General features: G+C 65.0%; 15 protein-coding genes. 4 read left to right on the top strand and 11 right to left on the bottom strand.

Annotation, left to right across the window (positions count from 1 at the left end):
• Nucleotides 1-257: 257 nt before the first annotated feature.
• The 3 genes from rnhA to ispH are packed head-to-tail and all read right to left on the bottom strand — an operon-like array spanning nt 258 to nt 2,667.
• Nucleotides 258-719 carry a ribonuclease HI gene (rnhA, locus tag FBZ93_RS24460; RefSeq protein ID WP_171947839.1) on the bottom strand — a complete coding sequence of 154 codons (462 nt, stop codon included), beginning with the start codon at nt 717-719 and terminating at the stop codon, nt 258-260.
• On the bottom strand, nt 707-1,687 hold the full coding sequence (locus FBZ93_RS24455; protein WP_146989185.1) for a homoserine kinase: 981 nt from the start codon (nt 1,685-1,687) through the stop codon (nt 707-709). The genes rnhA and FBZ93_RS24455 overlap by 13 nt, the downstream gene beginning before the upstream one ends.
• Nucleotides 1,688-1,692: 5 nt before the next feature.
• Complete coding sequence (ispH, locus tag FBZ93_RS24450) at nt 1,693-2,667, bottom strand: 4-hydroxy-3-methylbut-2-enyl diphosphate reductase (RefSeq protein WP_146989183.1); 975 nt, start codon at nt 2,665-2,667, stop codon at nt 1,693-1,695.
• Between the two features lie 241 nt (nt 2,668-2,908).
• Between ispH and FBZ93_RS24445 the strand changes: the two genes are divergently transcribed.
• The gene (locus tag FBZ93_RS24445; RefSeq protein ID WP_167529195.1) at nt 2,909-3,604 is read left to right on the top strand and encodes a DUF1013 domain-containing protein; all 696 of its coding nucleotides are present in this window, start codon (nt 2,909-2,911) and stop codon (nt 3,602-3,604) included.
• A 107-nt stretch (nt 3,605-3,711) separates the two neighbouring features.
• On the opposite strand, the gene FBZ93_RS24440 is transcribed toward FBZ93_RS24445, so the two are convergent.
• The 4 genes from FBZ93_RS24440 to FBZ93_RS24425 form a co-directional block, all read right to left on the bottom strand.
• Nucleotides 3,712-4,812: an acyltransferase family protein gene (locus tag FBZ93_RS24440; protein ID WP_146989179.1), complete on the bottom strand. Its 1,101-nt coding sequence runs from the start codon at nt 4,810-4,812 to the stop codon at nt 3,712-3,714.
• A gap of 38 nt (nt 4,813-4,850) precedes the next feature.
• Complete coding sequence (locus FBZ93_RS24435; RefSeq protein WP_063270690.1) at nt 4,851-5,123, bottom strand: hypothetical protein; 273 nt, start codon at nt 5,121-5,123, stop codon at nt 4,851-4,853.
• A 366-nt stretch (nt 5,124-5,489) separates the two neighbouring features.
• Complete coding sequence (locus FBZ93_RS24430; RefSeq protein ID WP_146989177.1) at nt 5,490-7,397, bottom strand: propionyl-CoA synthetase; 1,908 nt, start codon at nt 7,395-7,397, stop codon at nt 5,490-5,492.
• Nucleotides 7,398-7,489: 92 nt separating this feature from the next.
• On the bottom strand, nt 7,490-8,254 hold the full coding sequence (locus FBZ93_RS24425; RefSeq protein WP_146989175.1) for a DUF1311 domain-containing protein: 765 nt from the start codon (nt 8,252-8,254) through the stop codon (nt 7,490-7,492).
• A 153-nt stretch (nt 8,255-8,407) separates the two neighbouring features.
• Here FBZ93_RS24425 and FBZ93_RS24420 point away from each other — a divergent pair, with 153 nt between their 5' ends.
• Nucleotides 8,408-9,952, top strand: coding sequence for a cation:proton antiporter (locus tag FBZ93_RS24420; protein ID WP_146989173.1), 1,545 nt, complete (start codon nt 8,408-8,410; stop codon nt 9,950-9,952).
• Nucleotides 9,953-9,970: 18 nt separating this feature from the next.
• On the opposite strand, the gene FBZ93_RS24415 is transcribed toward FBZ93_RS24420, so the two are convergent.
• The 4 genes from FBZ93_RS24415 to FBZ93_RS24400 form a co-directional block, all read right to left on the bottom strand.
• Entirely contained in the window at nt 9,971-10,777 is an 807-nt protein-coding gene (locus tag FBZ93_RS24415) for an SDR family NAD(P)-dependent oxidoreductase (RefSeq protein WP_146989171.1), read from the bottom strand.
• Between the two features lie 103 nt (nt 10,778-10,880).
• Nucleotides 10,881-11,294 carry a DUF1850 domain-containing protein gene (locus FBZ93_RS24410; protein WP_146989169.1) on the bottom strand — a complete coding sequence of 138 codons (414 nt, stop codon included), beginning with the start codon at nt 11,292-11,294 and terminating at the stop codon, nt 10,881-10,883.
• Nucleotides 11,255-13,363 (bottom strand): TRAP transporter permease, encoded by a 2,109-nt coding sequence (locus FBZ93_RS24405; protein WP_146989167.1) that lies wholly within the window; start codon nt 13,361-13,363, stop codon nt 11,255-11,257. Before FBZ93_RS24405 ends, FBZ93_RS24410 begins: the two co-directional genes overlap by 40 nt.
• A gap of 217 nt (nt 13,364-13,580) precedes the next feature.
• A complete protein-coding gene (locus tag FBZ93_RS24400) occupies nt 13,581-14,528 on the bottom strand; it encodes a TAXI family TRAP transporter solute-binding subunit (RefSeq protein ID WP_146989165.1) in 948 nt (315 codons plus the stop codon).
• Between the two features lie 149 nt (nt 14,529-14,677).
• Between FBZ93_RS24400 and FBZ93_RS24395 the strand changes: the two genes are divergently transcribed.
• Complete coding sequence (locus FBZ93_RS24395) at nt 14,678-15,967, top strand: MFS transporter (RefSeq protein ID WP_146989163.1); 1,290 nt, start codon at nt 14,678-14,680, stop codon at nt 15,965-15,967.
• Nucleotides 15,968-16,329: 362 nt separating this feature from the next.
• Nucleotides 16,330-17,544 (top strand): EAL domain-containing response regulator, encoded by a 1,215-nt coding sequence (locus FBZ93_RS24390; protein WP_146989161.1) that lies wholly within the window; start codon nt 16,330-16,332, stop codon nt 17,542-17,544.

Here is a 17,544-nt window from a genome sequence, read left to right as displayed (position 1 = left end):
CACGCACACTGTCATCGCCCGGCTTGGACCGGGCGATCCAGGGCGCCGCGGCCTCTCGTTTCAGTCACCACTGTCTCTGGAATACTGGATCGCCCGCTTTCGCGGGCGATGACGGTTTTGGGCATGGCGATCACCGGGATCGCGGCCCGTGATCTTGTAGGATGGGTGGAGCGAAGCGATACCCATCACCTTCGTGCCAAGCGGTGACGCGATGGGTATCGCTTCGCTCCACCCATCCTACCTACCGTCAGCGCCCCCTACCCCTTCAACCTCGCCATCGCCACACCCTCACGCGCCAGCTCGTCGGCGCGTTCGTTCTCGGCGTGGCCGGCATGGCCCTTGATCCAGTGCCAGCGCACCTCGTGCGGCTTCAGCGCGGCGTCGAGACGCTGCCACAGCTCGACATTCTTGACCGGCTTCTTGTCGGCGGTGCGCCAGCCATTGCGCTTCCAGCCATGAATCCAGCCGGTGATGCCCTGGCGGACATATTGGCTGTCGGTGGTGAGGTCGACCACGCAGGGCTTCTTCAGGGCTTCCAGCGCCGAGATCGCCGCCATCAACTCCATGCGGTTGTTGGTGGTGTGCGCCTCGCCGCCCTTCAATTCCTTCTCGACATCGCCGAACCTGAGGATCGCGCCCCAGCCGCCCGGTCCGGGATTTCCGGAGCAGGCGCCATCGGTGAAGACAATCACGTGCGGCTTGTCGCTCACGCCGCGCATCCGGCCGGCGTGATGCCGTAGTCGTTCAGGCTCGCGACATTCTGCTGGAAGCGCAGCTTGCGGACATATTCCAGCGGGTCCTTCGGCTGCACCAGCGCACCCTCGGGCACGTTGAGGAAATCGACCAGCCGCGTCAGCAGGAAGCGCATCGCGGCGCCGCGCGCGAGCAGCGGCAGCGCGGCCTCCTCCGCCGCCGACAGCGGCCGCTCGCGGCCATAGGCGTTGAGCAGCGCGCGCGCCTTGGTGACGTTGAAGGAATGATCCGGCTCGAAGCACCAGGCGTTGAGGCAGATCGCGACGTCGTAGGCCAGGATGTCGTTGCAAGCGAACGGGAAGTCGATCAGGCCCGACAGCTTGTCGCCGAGGAAGAATACGTTGTCGGGAAACAAATCGGCGTGGATCACGCCGACCGGGAGATCCGCCGGCCAGCTTGCTTCGAGATGATCGAGCTCGCGCGCGATGAAGTCGTGCAAGCCCACCTGCACGCTGTCGGCCCGCGCGGCGGCGAGATCGAACAGCGGCCGCCAGCCGGAGACCGACAGCGGGTTCTTGCGCACCAGCGGAAAGTCGGCACCCGCGAGATGCATTTTCGCCAACGCCTCGCCGACCCCGGAGCAATGCGCGACGTTCGGCCGCCGCGGCCACACGCCCTCGAGGAAGTTGATGATCGCCGCGGGCCGGCCGGCGAGCCGGCTCGTGACCTCGCCCTTGCGGTTGCGCGCCGGCTGCGGGCACGACACGCCGCGCTCGGCGAGATGCGCCATCAGCGACAGGAAATACGGCAGATCGTCCTCCGCCACGCGCTTCTCATAGAGCGTGAGGATGTAGGCGCCCTGGCTGGTGTGCAGCAGGAAGTTCGAATTCTCGACGCCTTCGGCGATGCCCTTGTAGGAGAGCAATTCGCCGATGTCGTAGCTTTTGAGGAATTCCGCGAGGTCTTCGGCGGCAACGTCGGTGTAGACCGCCATATGGTCTATTCCGCCGCGGCAGCGTCGGGCCGCAGCGAGCGCGGCAGCGGGAAGAACTCGTTCTCTTCCGCGGCCGAGACCGTCTCCACGTGCAGTTCATAGCGCTCGGCAAAGGCGCCCATGATCTCCTCGACGATCACTTCCGGCGCCGATGCGCCCGCGGTGATGCCGAGGCTCCTGATGCCTTCGAAGCGCGCCCAGTCGATGTCGCTGGCGCGCTGGGCAAGAATCGCAACCGGGCAGCCCTCGCGCTCGGCGACCTCGCGCAGGCGCTGCGAGTTCGACGAGTTCGGCGCACCGACCACGATCAGGGCATCGACCACCGGCGCCACCTTCTTGACCGCAAGCTGGCGGTTGGTGGTGGCGTAACAGATGTCTTCCTTGTGCGGACCGTTGACGTTCGGAAAGCGCTCCTTGAGCAGCGCCACGATCTCCGCGGTGTCGTCGATCGACAGCGTGGTCTGGGTCACAAAGGCGAGATTGTCGGGATCCTTCGGGACGAAGGTTTTGGCATCCTCGGCGGTCTCGATCAGGGTCACGGCGCCCTCCGGCAGCTGGCCCAGCGTGCCGACCACCTCGGGATGGTGGGAATGCCCGATCAGCAGGATCTCGCGGCCGCGCTTGAAATGGATCGCCGCCTCGCGGTGGACCTTGGTCACCAGCGGGCAGGTCGCGTCCAGCGAGAAGAAATTGCGGGATTTTGCCTCGGCCGGAACCGATTTCGGAACACCATGGGCCGAGAACACCACCGGGGCGTTGGTTTCGTCGGGGATTTCGGACAATTCCTCGACGAAAATGGCGCCTTTGGTCTTCAGGCTGTCCACCACGTACTTGTTATGGACGATCTCGTGCCGAACATAGACCGGGGCGCCATAAATGGTGAGGGCGCGCTCGACCGTGTCGATGGCGCGGACCACCCCGGCGCAAAAGCCGCGGGGGGAACAAAGCACGATTTTAAGATCGGGTTTTTTCGCTGACATCGGGCTGGTCTCGGGGCTGTGTCGGGGCAATTTCGGGACCGAATCACCCCTCGCCGGCGGGCGGGGAACGGCCAGTTAAGGTAAGGACTTGGGACTGCTTTCGGGCGCTGTCAAGGCGATTTTGCTGGCCCATTGCGCCATTCCCCCCGGAGGGCTTATATAGGTGGCATAATTCCCGTCATCGCCGATGACTACCAGCTTCGCCTCGACAGAGGTGGGCGAAGCACAAAGGAGATTTGCCATGAGCAACGCACCGCTGATGCCGAAGGCGACTGCCGTGTGGTTGGTCGACAATACCGCCCTGACGTTCGATCAGGTGGCCGATTTTACCAAGATGCACCCCCTCGAGGTCCGTGCCATCGCCGACGGCGACGCCGCCCAGGGCATCAAGGGCATGGACCCGATTTCCAACGGCCAGCTGACCCGCGAGGAGATCGAGCGGGGCGAGCGCGACCAGAACTATCGCCTCAGGCTCCAGGAGAGCAAGGTGGTGCTGCCGACCGCCGCCAAGAAGAAGGGCCCGCGCTACACCCCGGTGTCGCGCCGCCATGAGCGGCCGAGCGCGATCCTCTGGCTGGTGCGCAACCATCCCGAGCTCAAGGACGCCCAGATCATGCGGCTGGTCGGCACCACCAAGACCACGATCGCGAGCGTGCGCGACCGCACCCACTGGAACGCCTCGACCCTGACGCCGATGGACCCGGTGACGCTCGGCCTGTGCTCGCAGATCGAGCTCGATTTCGAGGTGCAGCGCGCCGCCAAGGAGAAGCCGACCACCACCGTCTATGGCGGCGCCACGCTGCTGCCGGCCTCCGAGACCACGCGCAAGGACGAGCTCGACGATCAGCCGATCGAGCGCCACGACGATCTCAATGTCGATGCCGTGTTCGCCAAGCTGAAGACGATCGGCGGCAAGAAGCCCGACGACGAAGAGTAAGCGCGGACGTCGCAACACGGCGAACGGAATACCAAACGCGGCGGGCCAAACCCGCCGCGTTTTCATTTGGGGACACGAATGGCCTTGATCCCCGCGCGCGCTTTCGCTCAGGCGAACGAGAAGCGCCGATGGGCGAAATCGAGCAGCGGACGTTCGACGTAGCGATAGCTCAGGGCACACAGCCCGAAGGTCAGCACGAGCGCGCCGAAGGTCAGCGAGATGCCGGCGAGGCTCTCGATCGTTCTCGGCTCATGGAGCACGGCGAACAGCAGGTACACGATGACGTGGTGGGTGAGATACGCCGCGTAGGAGGTTCTGGCGAAGAAGGTCGCGGCCCAACTGCGCAGGATCGCAAGTTTTGCCGAACCGCGATTTTCCAGCACGACGAACAGCAGGGCACCGAAGAAGATCTCGACCTGGGTGTGCGAGAGCGCCACCGACCAGCGCTTCCATCCGAACAGCCACAACAGCGGAAGCGAGACGCTCGACCATTTGAGGATGTTTGCCACAAGCCTGGAGATCTCGGCATCCGGCTTGCGGTAGAGGCGCCACCAGGCGATCAGCGCGCCGATCGCAAGCGAATCGATCCTGAATTGCGGCAGCACGTACCAGCCATACGCGTCCGGCAGTGCGCTATCGATCAGCCGTCCGATCGGGCAGATCAGGATCGGCACCAGCAGGATCGCGAACAGACGCTCGGGCGGGATGTTGCGGACCAGCAGCGGAAACAGCAGATAGAACTGCTCCTCGATTGCAAGTGACCAGGTGACGGCCAGAAAGTAAGCGCCGTCGGTCTGAGCCTTGGCCATGCCGAAATTCTGCAGGCCGAACAGATACAGCCAGCCGGGCACGCCCCTGGTGTCGAACAGATCAGGGCTGAGCGCGAAATACCAACCGATCAGCGCGCAGCCGCACATCAGGTAGTAGAGCGGCCAGATGCGAAACGCGCGCCGGCCATAGAACGCCGAGTAATATCGCTCAGTCGCGCGGTGGCGCAGCAGGATATCGGTGATGAGATAGCCGGACAGAATGAAGAACAGGTCGACGCCGAAGCGGCCGACATGCAGCAATTTCCACGGCCAGCCCTGCGGCCCGTCCGGCGTGCCGAAATAGTGCCAGATGATGACGATCAGAACCGCGATCGCGCGCAGCCCGTCGAGCTCTCCGATCCTGTCACGCTCCAACGTGAGCTCGCCTTCAACAAGCACAGGATCTGATCTCCACCGGCCGGGCGGTCACCACCGCCCTAGTGCCGGTCCGGATTGTTCATCATGTATTCGCCGAGATCGCGCTGCCGCCGATCGGTGCGGGCTTCGGCGTTCTGGCGCTGGACGTCGCGGTCCTTGCGGCAGGCGACATAGTCGGGCGAGCCGACTGCAACCTTGCCGCCCGCCTGGCAGTATTGATCGTCGTCGCCCATGCTCTCCGCGATCGGCGATCGCCCGCGTTCGAGGCAGCCTGCCAGCAGCGGCAGTGCGAGCAGCAATGCAAGAGGCGCGCGTGCGGAAATGGATCGCATCCGGTGGTCCGTATCTCGTGGCATGTGACGGGGAAGGCCGGGATGACCCGGCAATCCATCAAAATCAAGGCCATTTTGCTTCCGGATGCGTTTCGAGCGCGGCCCGATTGCGCGATGGCGCGCATATCGATCATCTCGCCCGGGGCCACCCCTCTCCCCACCCTCCCCCGCAAGGGGGGAGGGAGCCTGACCCGCGTGCTCACCTCACGCGACGTGGCGTCAACTGCATACCCCTCAGCTCGCATTACGTGAGGGAGGCAGTAGCGGAAGGGTTCCCTCCCCCCTTGCGGGGGAGGGTTAGGGAGAGGGGTGGCCACACGGCGCACTCTCTCCATCGAACAGAGCAAAAGCGCTTACGACGACGTGCTACGCCTTGCCCTTCAGCGCCTCACCGATCTCGTCGAGCACCTTCGGGTCCTCGATCGTCGCCGGCATGGTCCAAGGCTCGCCATCGGCGATCTTCTTGATGGTGCCGCGCAGGATCTTGCCGGAGCGCGTCTTCGGCAGCCGCGCCACAGTGATCGCGAGCTTGAAGGCGGCGACCGGGCCGAGCTTGTCGCGCACCAGCGCCACCACTTCCTTCTCGACTTGCTCCGGCGCCTTGGTGACGCCGGCCTTCAGCACCAGGAAGCCGCAGGGCACCTCGCCCTTGATCGCATCCTTGACGCCGAGCACGGCGCATTCGGCAACATCCGGATGCGAGGCGAGGATCTCCTCCATGCCGCCGGTGGAGAGCCGATGGCCGGCGACATTGATGATGTCGTCGGTGCGGCCCATCACCCAGACATAGCCGTCCGCATCCTTGTAGCCGGCATCCGAGGTCTTGTAGTAGCCGGGGAATTCCGAGAGATAGGCGTCCCTGAAGCGATCGTCCTGCTGCCACAGCGTCGGCAGGCAGCCGGGCGGCATCGGCAGCTTGATCACGATCGAGCCCATCGTGCCGACGGCGACCGGCTTTGCCGCCTCGTCGACGATGTCGACCTGATAGCCCGGCATCGGCACCGTCGGCGAACCGTGCTTGACCGGCAGCTGGCCCAGGCCAACAGGATTGCCGGCAATGCACCAGCCGGTCTCGGTCTGCCACCAGTGATCGATCACCGGCACTTTCAGCTGCTGCTCGGCCCATTCCACCGTCGGCGGATCGGCGCGCTCGCCGGCGAGGAACAGGGTGCGGAAGCTGGAGAGATCGTAGTTCCGGATGAACTTGCCCTCGGGGTCTTCCTTCTTGATCGCGCGGAACGCGGTCGGCGCAGTGAAGAAGGCGACCGCCTTGTGCTCCGAGATCACGCGCCAGAATGCGCCGGCATCCGGTGTGCCGACCGGCTTGCCTTCATACATGATCGTGGTCGCGCCGTGGATCAGCGGGCCGTAGACGATGTAGGAGTGGCCCACCACCCAGCCGATGTCGGAGCCGCACCACCAGATCTCGCCGGGCTTCACGCCGTAGAGATTTTCCATCGACCATTTCAGCGCGACGAGATGGCCGCCATTGTCGCGCACCACGCCCTTCGGAATCCCGGTCGTGCCCGACGTGTAGAGGATGTAGAGCGGATCGGTCGCAGCCACCGGCACGCAGGGCGCGGTCTTGCCGGCGTCGAGCGCTGAGCGGCGCAACGCCACCCAGTCATGGTCGCGGCCCGCGGTGAGCTCGCACGCCTGCTGCGGCCGCTGCAGGATGATGCAGGTCTCGGGCTTGGCGCCGGCGAGGCGGATCGCCTCGTCGAGCAGCGGCTTGTACTGCACGATGCGTCCGGGCTCGATGCCACAGCTCGCCGAGAAGATCAGCTTCGGCTTGGCGTCGTCGATGCGGGTCGCGAGCTCTTTGGCCGCAAAGCCGCCGAACACCACGCTGTGCACCGCGCCGATCCGCGCGCAGGCGAGCATCGCGACGACGGCCTCCGGCACCATCGGCATATAGAGGATGACGCGATCGCCCTTGGCGACGCCGAAATCCTGCATGACGGCGGCGAGCGTCTGCACTTCTTTCAGAAGCTCGGAATAGGTGAATTTGGTGATCGCGTTGGTGAGCGGGGAATCGTGGATCAGCGCGACCTGGGAGGCTCTGCCGCTGGCGACATGGCGATCCAGCGCGTTGTAGCAGGTGTTGACCACGGCGCCGGCGAACCAGCGTCCATAGGCGCCCATTGAGGGATCGTAGATCTTCTTCGCCGGCTCGATCCAGTCGATCTCGCGCGCCGCTTCCGCCCAGAACCCCTCGGGGTCCCGAAGCGAGCGGGCATACACCTCATGATACCGGCCCTGCTGAATGGTCATCGCGTTTCTCCCTCGCGCGGTCGCGCGTCATTTGCCGACCATTGTCACGGGAAGCGGCCGCGTTTCAAGCCGTAAACTGACCGACCTTGGCACTAGTAGCCATCGGCTCCGTTGATCTGCTGCAGCCGCTCGCGCATCGCCTTTTGCAGGTCGTAGCCCGGCTTGCCGAATTCGGCGTTGCGGCGGGCGATGAAATCGTCTTGCGCGCGTTGCAGCTCGCGCGCCTGGCGCGGATCCCCGGCCTCGCGCACGGTGCGAAAGGTCGACGCGCCGATCTCGCGGTCGAGATCGGCGAGCGCGGGATTGGCGCAGATCGCTTTCTCCACCGAGCGACGCGCCTTGCGGCAATCGAAGCTCGGCTTGCCGGCGACCGCCATCATGGCGCCGATCCGCTCCAGCTCCAACGACAGCGATTTGTAGTTGGCCTTGGCCGCGGCATGGTTCGGGTCGAGCTTGACGGCGGCGCCGAAATCCATGATCGCCTTCGGCCGGTCGCCCTTGCGCCGCCACAGCTCGCCGCGCGCATTGTGGGCGTCGGCAAGCGATGGATCGAGCCGGAGCACGGTGTCGTAGTCTGCGATCGCGCGGTCGATCATCTGCTTGCGGTCATAGGCGCCCGCGCGCGCCAGCAGGGCCTTGACGCGATCGGGCCTGGCCGCCTTCTCATTGTCGATCAGCGCGCCGCAGACCTCGATGATCTTGTCGTCATCCGTCGCCGCAGCGGCGGCAATGCAGGGGCCGGCATCGGCCTGCACATCCTTGCCGGGTTCGCTGCTGGTCGCGCGCGCACCGCCTGATGCGACCAACAGGCATGCGCAGATCAGCGCCACAGCCAGATTTCGAGAGTTGCGTCGCATTCCCATCACCGACAAGACATCCCGCGCCTGTACCACCGGCCTCCGATTTCGAGCGGTGCCAATTGCCGCAAAACCACACGCTGGATTATACGTCAATTGCGACGATCGGCTGCACTTTGAGCCGCATCTGAAGCCGCACCTTGGGGGTTTGTCTTGCTGACATTCGAATGGATCATCGGCCTGTTGCTCGCAGCGGTGGCGCTGTCGGCGCTGGCGCGGCGGATCAAGGTGCCCTACCCGACCTTTCTTGCGCTCGGCGGCGTGCTGCTGACCCTGCTGCCATGGGCGCCGACCTGGGCACTGGAACCGAAGCTGGCGTTGGCGCTGTTCGTCGCGCCAGTGCTGCTCGATGCCGCCTTCGACACCTCGCTGCGCGATCTGCGCAACAACTGGCTGCCGGTCTCGACGCTGGTCGTGGTCGCGGTCGGCGTCACCACGGCGGCGGTCGCCGTGGTCGCGCATTGGCTGCGTCCGGACATGCCCTGGGCGGTCGCGATCGCGCTCGGCGCCATCGTGGCGCCGCCGGACGCGGCGGCGGCCACCGCGATCCTGCGCCAGGTCAGCCTGCCCTACCGGATCCAGAAGATCCTCGAAGGCGAAAGCCTGCTCAACGATGCCACCTCGCTGTTGATCTATCGCGTCGCGGTCGGCCTCGTCACCGCCGAGCACATGAAGATCCGCGAGTTCGTGCCGTCGATCACGATCGCGCTGGTCGGGAGCCTTGCCGCCGGCTATCTGTTCGCGCAAGTCTGGATGATGATCACCCGCCGCATCACCGAGGCGCCGAGCGCGATCATCACGCAGTTCGGCGGCACCTTCATGGTGTGGATCGTCGCCGAGCATCTCGGCCTGTCCGGCATCCTCACCATCATCGCCTATGCGATCACCATCGCCCGCACCGCGCCGGCCCGCACCTCGGCGCGGCTGCGCGTGTCGTCCTATGCGGTGTGGGAGACCGTCGTGTTCGTGCTCAACGTGCTCGCCTTCATGCTGATCGGCCTGCAATTGCGCCCGATCTGGTCCGAGCTCGACGCCGAGGTGCGATGGAAATATTGCAGCTTTGCGGCTGCGATCCTCGCCGTCGTGATCCTCGCCCGCATCCTCTGGGTGATGCCCTACGGCGCGCTATTGCGCACGCTGAAGGCGCGGCATTGGCTGCCCGCCCATGTGGTAGACGCCGTGCCGACCTTGAAGCGCGGCTTCATCGTGTCGTGGTGCGGCATGCGCGGCATCGTCACGCTCGCGGCTGCGTTCGCGCTGCCCGAATGGTTTCCGTATCGCGACCTGATCCTGCTGACGGCATTCGCCGTGGTGCTGGGCTCGCTGGTGATCCAGGGCCTCACCTTGCGGCCGCTGATCCTGGCGCTGAATTTCGCTGACGACGATCCGGTCGGACGCGAGGCCGCCCACGCCCGCAGCGTCGCGTTTCGCGCCGCGCTCGACGAGATCGACGCCGATCCCTCGGAGGAAGCCGAAATCCTCCGGCTCGAATACCGCGCCGTGCTGGTGCGCGCCGAGAGCGACCCTGATGGCGGCCTGTTCTCGCGCGAGCTGCCGGCCGATCCGCTGCGGCGCCGCGCCATCGCAGCAGCGCGTCAGGCGCTGCTCAAACTACGCCGCACCGAGACCATCGGCGACGACGCCTTCCATCTGGTCGAGGAAGAGCTCGACCGCGCCGAGCTCAGCGTCGAGGCTTAGCCGCTCACGCACCCGACTTCATGCACCAGATTTGGAGGTGATGCCGCCGTCGACCACGAGCTCGATGCCGGTGACATATTTCGATTCGTCCGAGGCAAGGAACAGCGCGGCATTGGCGACGTCCCAGGCGTCGCCCATGTGGCCCATCGGCACCTGCGCGTCGCGCGCCCGCCACATCGCCTCGACATCGCCCTTGGCGTAGCTTTGCGCGAGGCCCGCCGAATGCGCGACCATCGGCGTCTTCATCAGCCCGGGCAGGATCGCGTTGACGCGGACATGCTTGGAGGCGAACTCGACCGCTGTCGAGCGCGTCATCTGGTTCATCGCCGCCTTGCTTGCATTGTAGCTGACATAGGAAATGCCGACATGGCGGATCGAGGCGATCGAGGAGATGTTGATGATCGAGCCGCCGCCCTGCTTGATCATGACCGGAATGACGTGCTTCATCGACAGATAGGCGCTCTTGAGATTGACCGCGAACACGCGATCCCACTCGGCTTCCGCAACCTCCACCACGCTGCCGACCTCGGCGATCCCGACATTGTTGTCGAGCACGTCGATGCGGCCATAGGTCTTGAGGCAAGCCGCGACCATCGCCTCGACTTCGCTGGCGCGCGAGACATCGGCGGTGAAGGCGGCGGCCTTGCCGCCTTCCTCGGTGATGATCTTGACCGTCTCCTCGGCCGCCGCGCCGTTGCGATCGACGCAGAACACGCTGGCGCCCTCGCGCGCGAAGGTGACGGCGGTCGCCTTGCCATTGCCCCAGCCAGGCCCGATCGAGCCCGCGCCGACCACCATCGCAACCTTGCCCTTGAGCCGATCCATCGGTCTTTCTCCCTTGTTGTTCTTGCATCTGGACCGTAGCCCGGATGAAGCGAAGCGCAATCCGGGAACACCGGCCCCGGATTACGCTGACGCTTCATCCGGGCTACGGATCGCGACACACACTCATCGTCGTGACATTAGCACCGATCGGATGTTCGAAAATCTCCGATAGCGTCTGGCAGCGTCCCACCGAGCACAGGTGCCATTCGCCGGCGGCGCCGGAATTGCCGAGCACGACCTCCGCCCTTAGTGCGGGCGGCGGCGACCATTGAAACCAGCCATCGACTAGATGCGCCTCCGGCGGCGGCTCCATGCCGGCGCCGGTGCCCTTGATGCGCGCCTGTTGCAGTGTCAGCCCGGCCGGCGTGACCAGCCAGTCTTCCTGCCAGGCGGTCTTCTCGATCGAATGGGTCCAGGCGAGCGTGAAGGCCGCGACCTGCAGCGCCTTCACGACACCGGCGGATGCAAGGCAGAGGCTCAAGCCGCCGCCACCGCATCGCGCGGGCGCTGCCGCCATTGCCACAGCACGACCGCGGCAGCGAGCGCGAAGCCCGCCGTATCCGAGAAGCGGAAGTCGCCGAGCAGGCAGAGCGCGGCGCCGAACGCGACCGCGATCTCGATCAAGCTCAGCCGCGTGAACAGGAAGCCGATCGCGACGATGCCGAACAGGGCGATCGCCACCAGCGCCTTGAAGGTCGCGAGCGCCACCGCGCCGTAGAAGCCGAGTTGCGCGGCCATCGGATCGCCCGCCTGCAACATCAACGCCGGCGAATAGACGAAGATGAAGGGAATGACGTAGCCGGCGAGCGCGATCCGCATCGCCTCCCAGCCGATCTTGTCCGGATTCTCCTTGGCGATCGGCGCCGCCGCGAGTGCCGCAAGCGCCACCGGCGGCGAGAGGTCGGCCATGATGCCGTAGTAGAACGCGAACATGTGGCTTGCGATCAGCGGCACGCCGAGCTTGGCGAGCGCAGGGGCCGCAAGCGCTGCGGTGATGATGTAGGTCGGGATCGTCGGGATGCCGGTGCCGAGCAGGATCGACAGCAGCATGGTCATGATCAGCGCCAGGAACAGGCTCTTGGCGCCGAGCCCGATGATCCAGCTGCCGAAGATGGTGCCGACGCCGGTCTGCGTCATCATGCCGATGATGGTGCCGACGATGGCGCAGGCCATGCCGACGGTCAGCGCCGACTTGGCGCTGTCGGCGAGCGAGTCGCGGCAGGCCCTGAGCGTGGCCCGGCCGCCGCGGGTGATCGCCGCGATCACGATCAGTCCGGCGACGACGCTGGCGACCGGCACGATCTCGAGCCCGTGGCGCGACACCGCGGCAACCACCAGCGCAAGCCCGATCCAGAAGACATAGCGCACGACGGTGTTGGAGACGCCGAGCGTGATGCTGGCGCCGAGGATCAGCGCGACCGTCAGCGCGAGCCCCATGCTGCCGGCATAGAGCGGTGTGAAGCCTTCGAACAGCATGTAGACCAGCGCCGCGAGCGGCAACACCAGGTACCAGCGCGCCACCAGCGCCTTCCAGGCGCTCGGGATCTCGGAGCGCTTCATGCCGACGAGGCCATGCTTGCCGGCTTCCAGATGCACCATCCAGAACGCCGAGGCGAAGTACAGGATCGCCGGAATCACCGCCGCCTTGACGATCTCCGAATAGGGCACGCCGAGCGTCTCGGCCATGATGAAGGCGACCGCGCCCATCACCGGCGGCATGATCTGGCCGCCCATCGAGGCGGTGGCCTCGACGCCCGCTGCAAAGGCGCGGCGATAGCCGAACTTGATCATCAGGGGAATCGTGAACTGGCCGACGGTGACGACGTTGGCGACGCCGGAGCCGGAGATCGTGCCCATCATGCCGGAGGCGAACACCGCGACCTTGGCCGGGCCGCCGCGGGTGCGGCCGAACAGGCCGAGCGAGACGTCGGTGAACAGCTGGATCATGCCGGCGCGCTCCAGGAACGAGCCGAACAGGATGAACAGGAAGATGTAGGTCGCCGAGACGTAGATCGGCACGCCGTAGAAGCCCTCGGTGCCGAACGAGAGATGGGTGACGATCTGGTCGAAGTCATAGCCGCGATGGTTGAACGGCGACGGCAGATACTGCCCGAAGAACCAATAGAGCAGACAGGCGCCGCACATCAGCGGCAGCGCCGCTCCCATCAGCCGCCGCGTGCCCTCGAAGATCAGGATCGCGAGCAGCGTGCCGACCGCAAGGTCCATGTTGGTCGGGTCGCCGTCGCGGGCGATCAAATCGGCATAGAAGATCCACTGGTAGAGTCCGCAGAGGAAACCGGCCGCACCGACGATCCAGCTCACCGCGCGGCCGAAATCGGTTTTCGCGGTGAAATTGCCGATCAGACCGAAGGTCAGGAGGATCAGGAAGCCGACATGGACGCCGCGCACCACCTGGCTCGGCAGATAGTTGAACGCCGCGACATAGAGCTGGAACACCGCAAAGGCGAGACCGATGGCGTAAGCCAGATGCCCCCAGGCGCCCGGGCCAAATCCTTCCGGAAAGCCATGCTCGAAATTATCGAATTCAACCTTGATGGGCTCTTCGCCCGCAACCTGCTGCTGCATTGAATGAAGTCCCCCGCCGTGCCGCGACGCTTATATCCACCTGGCTTCTGTCCCGATACCGGGAAAGGCCGGCCCGTCGTCATTGCGAGCCAACGGGTCGCGCGAATGCGCGCCCGATGACAGGCTCCGCGAAGCAATCCATCCCTCGGCACGTTGAGGGATGGATTGCTTCGTCGCTTCGCTCCTCGCAATGACGGCAAGGAGCAGACGTCCGGCCCTACTTGATCAGGCCCTTTTCCTTGTAATAGCGGATCGCGCCGGGATGCAGCGGCACCGGGCTGCCGGTCGCGGCGGCCTCGAGCTTGATCTCCTTGCCCGCGGCGTGGGCATTGGCGAGTTCCGGCAGCGAATCGTAGATCAGCTTGGTCATCTGATAGGCGAGATCGTCCGACACCGCGCTCGAGGTGACGAGGTAGTTCACGACCGCAGCCGTCGGCACGTCCTTGTCCTGGCCGGTATAGGTGTTGGCCGGAATGACCACGGAGACGAAGGGCGGACCGATCTTGTCGACGGTCTCCTTCGGCACGGCGACCACGGTGATCTCGCTCGAGGTCGAGAGGTCCTTCAGCGAGGCGACGCCGAGGCCGGCGGACTGCAAGGTGGCGTTGAGCTGGCGATTCTTCATCAGGTCGACCGATTCGGCGAACGGCAGATACTCGACCTTGCCGAGATCCTTGTAGCTCATGCCAGCAGCCGCGAGGATCGCGCGCGAGTTGAGCTCGGTGCCGGACTTCGGCGCGCCAACCGACAGGCTCTTGCCCTTGAGATCGGCCAGCGTCTTGATGCCGCTTTCGGCGGTCGCGACGATCTGGATGTAGTTCGGATAGATCGCGCCGATGGTGCGCAGCTTGTCGAGCTTGGTCTTGAAGCCGGCCTCGGCGTCGCCGTCCCAGGCCGCCTTCAGCGAATCGCCGAGCGTGAAGGCGATCTCGCCGCGGCCCTGCTGCAGCAGCACCAGGTTCTCCACCGAGGCCTTGGTGGCCTGCACCTGGGTCTTCACGCCTGATATCTTGTCACCGTAGATCTTCCCGATCGCGACGCCGAGCGGATAATAAACGCCCGAGGTGCCGCCGGTGAGCACGTTAATGAACTGCTCGGCCTGCGCGACGGGCGCAGCCAAAACACTGGCTGCCACGATCGCAGCAGCCATCAACCTTGAATTCATGAGCAATATTCTCCCCTAAGCCGGGCCGGAAATTGGCCGCACAACCCTGCCGGGTCAACCCATCCAAATGACGCATGCGTGGCCAAAAACCCCTGATGGCAGCACCACTTTACCTGCGCGGGGAACTCCGCGCGTACGAGCGGGTTGAGATGCGCAATCTCGCCGCGAGGTATGACTTGCAGCCGTCCGGGACGACGACCGTTGAGCGCGCGCTTGATGCGTTGAACTTCTTCCTCGCCGACGTGCGGGACGGGCTCGGCCCCTATCTGGCGATCTACCTTCTCACCGAACGGAAGTGGGATGAGGCCTCGATCGGGTCGGTGATGTCGATCGCCGCGATCGCGGGGATCGTCGCCCAGACTCCGGCCGGTGCCCTGATCGACGGCAGCCGCGCCAAGCGCGCCCTGATGATATCAGCCGCCATCGCCGTGACCGCCGCGTGCCTGCTGCTGCCGCTGCTCGACCACTTCGCGCTGGTCGCCGCGACCCAGGCGGTTGCCGCCACGAGCGGCTCGGTGTTCGCACCGGCGATCGCCGCGGTGACGCTCGGCATCGTCGGCCCCAAGGCGTTCGCGGCGCGCACCGGACGCAACGAGGCGTACAATCACGCCGGCAATGCCGTGGCCGCCGCGATCGCCGGCGGCACCGCCTACTGGTTCGGCCCTGTCGTCGTATTCTGGCTGCTGGCCGCGATGGCGCTCGCCAGCATCGCCGCGACGCTGTCGATCCCGCCCGGTGCCATCGACCACCAGGTCGCGCGCGGGCTCGACGACCTCGCGGAGACGCATGGCACGCCGCATGACCGGCCATCCGGCTTTCGCGTGCTGCTGACCTGCAAGCCGCTGCTGATCTTCGCGGTCTCGACCGTGGTCTTTCACTTTGCCAATGCGGCGATGCTGCCGCTGGTCGGCCAGAAGCTCGCATTGGTCAATCGCAACCTCGGCACGTCGCTGATGTCGGTCTGCATCATCGCGGCCCAGGTCGTGATGGTGCCGGTCGCGATGCTGGTCGGACGCAAGGCCGACGTCTGGGGCCGCAAGCCGATCTTCGCTGTCGCGCTCGCGGTGCTGGCGATTCGCGGCGCACTCTATCCGTTGTCGGACAACCCGTACTGGCTGGTGTCGGTGCAATTGCTCGACGGCATCGGCGCCGGGATCTTCGGCGCGCTATTCCCGCTCGTGGTTGCCGATCTCACGCAGGGTACCGGGCATTTCAACATCAGCCAGGGCGCGATCGCCACGGCGACCGGTCTCGGCGGCGCGCTGAGCACGGCGGTCGCCGGATTCATTATTGTCCACGCCGGCTACAGCGCCGCATTTCTGTTCCTTGCAGCCGTCGCTGGTGCCGGGCTGATCGGCTACTGCGCGTTGATGCCGGAGACGTTGCGAACGGCGACGTCAACGTCGCGCGCAACCGCATTGGCATCACACAAAGGATGATCCGTGATTCGCCGTCGGCGCGCTGCGATTCGCCTCGCATGACCGATTGGATGTCCGACAATGATCCAGTTCCACATCTGCATCGACGCGATAACACAGTTATTAACGTCGTCTCTCGATGACACACGCGCGCAATGTTTCCGCATACGTCCAAAGTCGAGCGCAATCGCGCGCATGAAGCTCAGATGACGCATTTGTTGCACGTGTAACCGCGGCGAGATGCAGCGATTCCAGCATCATTTGATTCGAATTGAATCCTTTAAGGTTAGCGAGCCAATCAATGTATGAACCAGAAATTTCCATGATTGCCGGGGTTCTTAGATGTACGAGTCAAGCCGGGGTAATTACGGACAAGGCGGGGCATGAATCACATCAGCCACATCACACAACCACGCGCCGGATGGTTCGGACATCGCAAGCTGACCCCGCGCGCATGCATTGCGGACAGCAAAAAACACCTTCGAACCTTCCTCGCAGAGGCGCTGGAAGACCTCGGCTTCATCACCAGTGAGTGCGGCCAGGCCCTGGAACTCGACACCGTGCTGGACGCGGAACGGCCCGATCTTCTGGTGCTCGGCGTCTCCGTGGACGGCATCGAAGTCAGTAAAATTCTCGAGACTTTGGTGAGAAAGGACTATCGCGGCAAGGTCCTCGTCATCGGGCAGCCGGATTCGATCATCGTCAAGGCGGTCCGGCAGATCGGCGATGAGTACGGCATCGCCATGCTGCCGGCCCTGTCCACGCCGTTCAGCGCCGGAACCCTTCGTGACAGTCTTGCCTCGTTGCTGCCGCTCGAACCGGCGCCGAGCCCGGCGGTGGACGTGCCCGAAGCGCTGAAGGCCGGCTGGCTCGAGCTGTGGTATCAGCAGAAAATTCATCTCCGGACGCTGGTTCCGAGCGGAGCCGAGGCACTGATCCGGATGCGTCATCCCGCATGGGGCGTGGTGCCGCCGGCCTACTTCATCCCCGACGAAAGCGATCCGCATTTTCACGCGCTGTCCGATTTCGTGATCGAGCGCGCGATCGAGGACTGGCGCTATCTCCTCGAACAGATCGGGCCGGTCAATCTCTCGATCAACCTGCCGATCTCGTTTCTCGCCGACGATGATGCGGTGCGCGAGCTGTGTTACCGGATTCCGGACCATGCTGCCTTCGCCGGCCTGCTGATCGAGATCGACAGCACCGAGGTGGTCGACAATCTGGATCTCGCGATCGATGTCGCGAGGCGCGTTCGCCTGCACAATATCGGCATCTCGATCGACAATGTCGGCGCGAACTGGCCGTCTTTGCTCGGACTGCCGAACTTTCCGTTCGTCCAGCTCAAGGTCGATCATCAATACGTCACCGGCTGCGCGGATCAGCGCCTGAAGCAGACGGTGTGCCGGCGCATCGTCGAGCTCGCCCACGATGCCGGCGCGCAGGTCGTCGCCCAAGGGGTCGAGACGCGCGCGGATTTTCTCGCCGCGCATGAGATGGATTTCGATCAGGTCCAGGGCTACCTGTTCGGCAAGCCGATGGGCGTCAAGAAGTTCGCCCGTTCACGCATGCACTTCTCGGAGAAAGAGCCGGCCTCCTGA

It is taken from the genome of Bradyrhizobium macuxiense (assembly GCF_007993935.1).
GTDB classification, from domain to species: Bacteria; Pseudomonadota; Alphaproteobacteria; order Rhizobiales; family Xanthobacteraceae; genus Bradyrhizobium; species Bradyrhizobium macuxiense_A.
The sequence above is the reverse complement of the archived record's forward strand: the minus strand, read 5'-3'. Positions and strand labels throughout refer to the sequence as shown.

Coding starts and splice junctions, on each gene's coding strand:
- rnhA (WP_171947839.1), bottom strand. CDS start 719: ATGCGCGGCGTGAGCGACAAGCCGCACGTGATTGTCTTCACCGATGGC.
- FBZ93_RS24455 (WP_146989185.1), bottom strand. CDS start 1,687: ATGGCGGTCTACACCGACGTTGCCGCCGAAGACCTCGCGGAATTCCTC.
- ispH (WP_146989183.1), bottom strand. CDS start 2,667: ATGTCAGCGAAAAAACCCGATCTTAAAATCGTGCTTTGTTCCCCCCGC.
- FBZ93_RS24445 (WP_167529195.1), top strand. CDS start 2,909: ATGAGCAACGCACCGCTGATGCCGAAGGCGACTGCCGTGTGGTTGGTC.
- FBZ93_RS24435 (WP_063270690.1), bottom strand. CDS start 5,123: ATGCGATCCATTTCCGCACGCGCGCCTCTTGCATTGCTGCTCGCACTG.
- FBZ93_RS24430 (WP_146989177.1), bottom strand. CDS start 7,397: ATGACCATTCAGCAGGGCCGGTATCATGAGGTGTATGCCCGCTCGCTT.
- FBZ93_RS24425 (WP_146989175.1), bottom strand. CDS start 8,254: ATGCGACGCAACTCTCGAAATCTGGCTGTGGCGCTGATCTGCGCATGC.
- FBZ93_RS24415 (WP_146989171.1), bottom strand. CDS start 10,777: ATGGATCGGCTCAAGGGCAAGGTTGCGATGGTGGTCGGCGCGGGCTCG.
- FBZ93_RS24410 (WP_146989169.1), bottom strand. CDS start 11,294: ATGGCGGCAGCGCCCGCGCGATGCGGTGGCGGCGGCTTGAGCCTCTGC.
- FBZ93_RS24405 (WP_146989167.1), bottom strand. CDS start 13,363: ATGCAGCAGCAGGTTGCGGGCGAAGAGCCCATCAAGGTTGAATTCGAT.
- FBZ93_RS24400 (WP_146989165.1), bottom strand. CDS start 14,528: ATGAATTCAAGGTTGATGGCTGCTGCGATCGTGGCAGCCAGTGTTTTG.
- FBZ93_RS24395 (WP_146989163.1), top strand. CDS start 14,678: ATGCGCAATCTCGCCGCGAGGTATGACTTGCAGCCGTCCGGGACGACG.
- FBZ93_RS24390 (WP_146989161.1), top strand. CDS start 16,330: ATGAATCACATCAGCCACATCACACAACCACGCGCCGGATGGTTCGGA.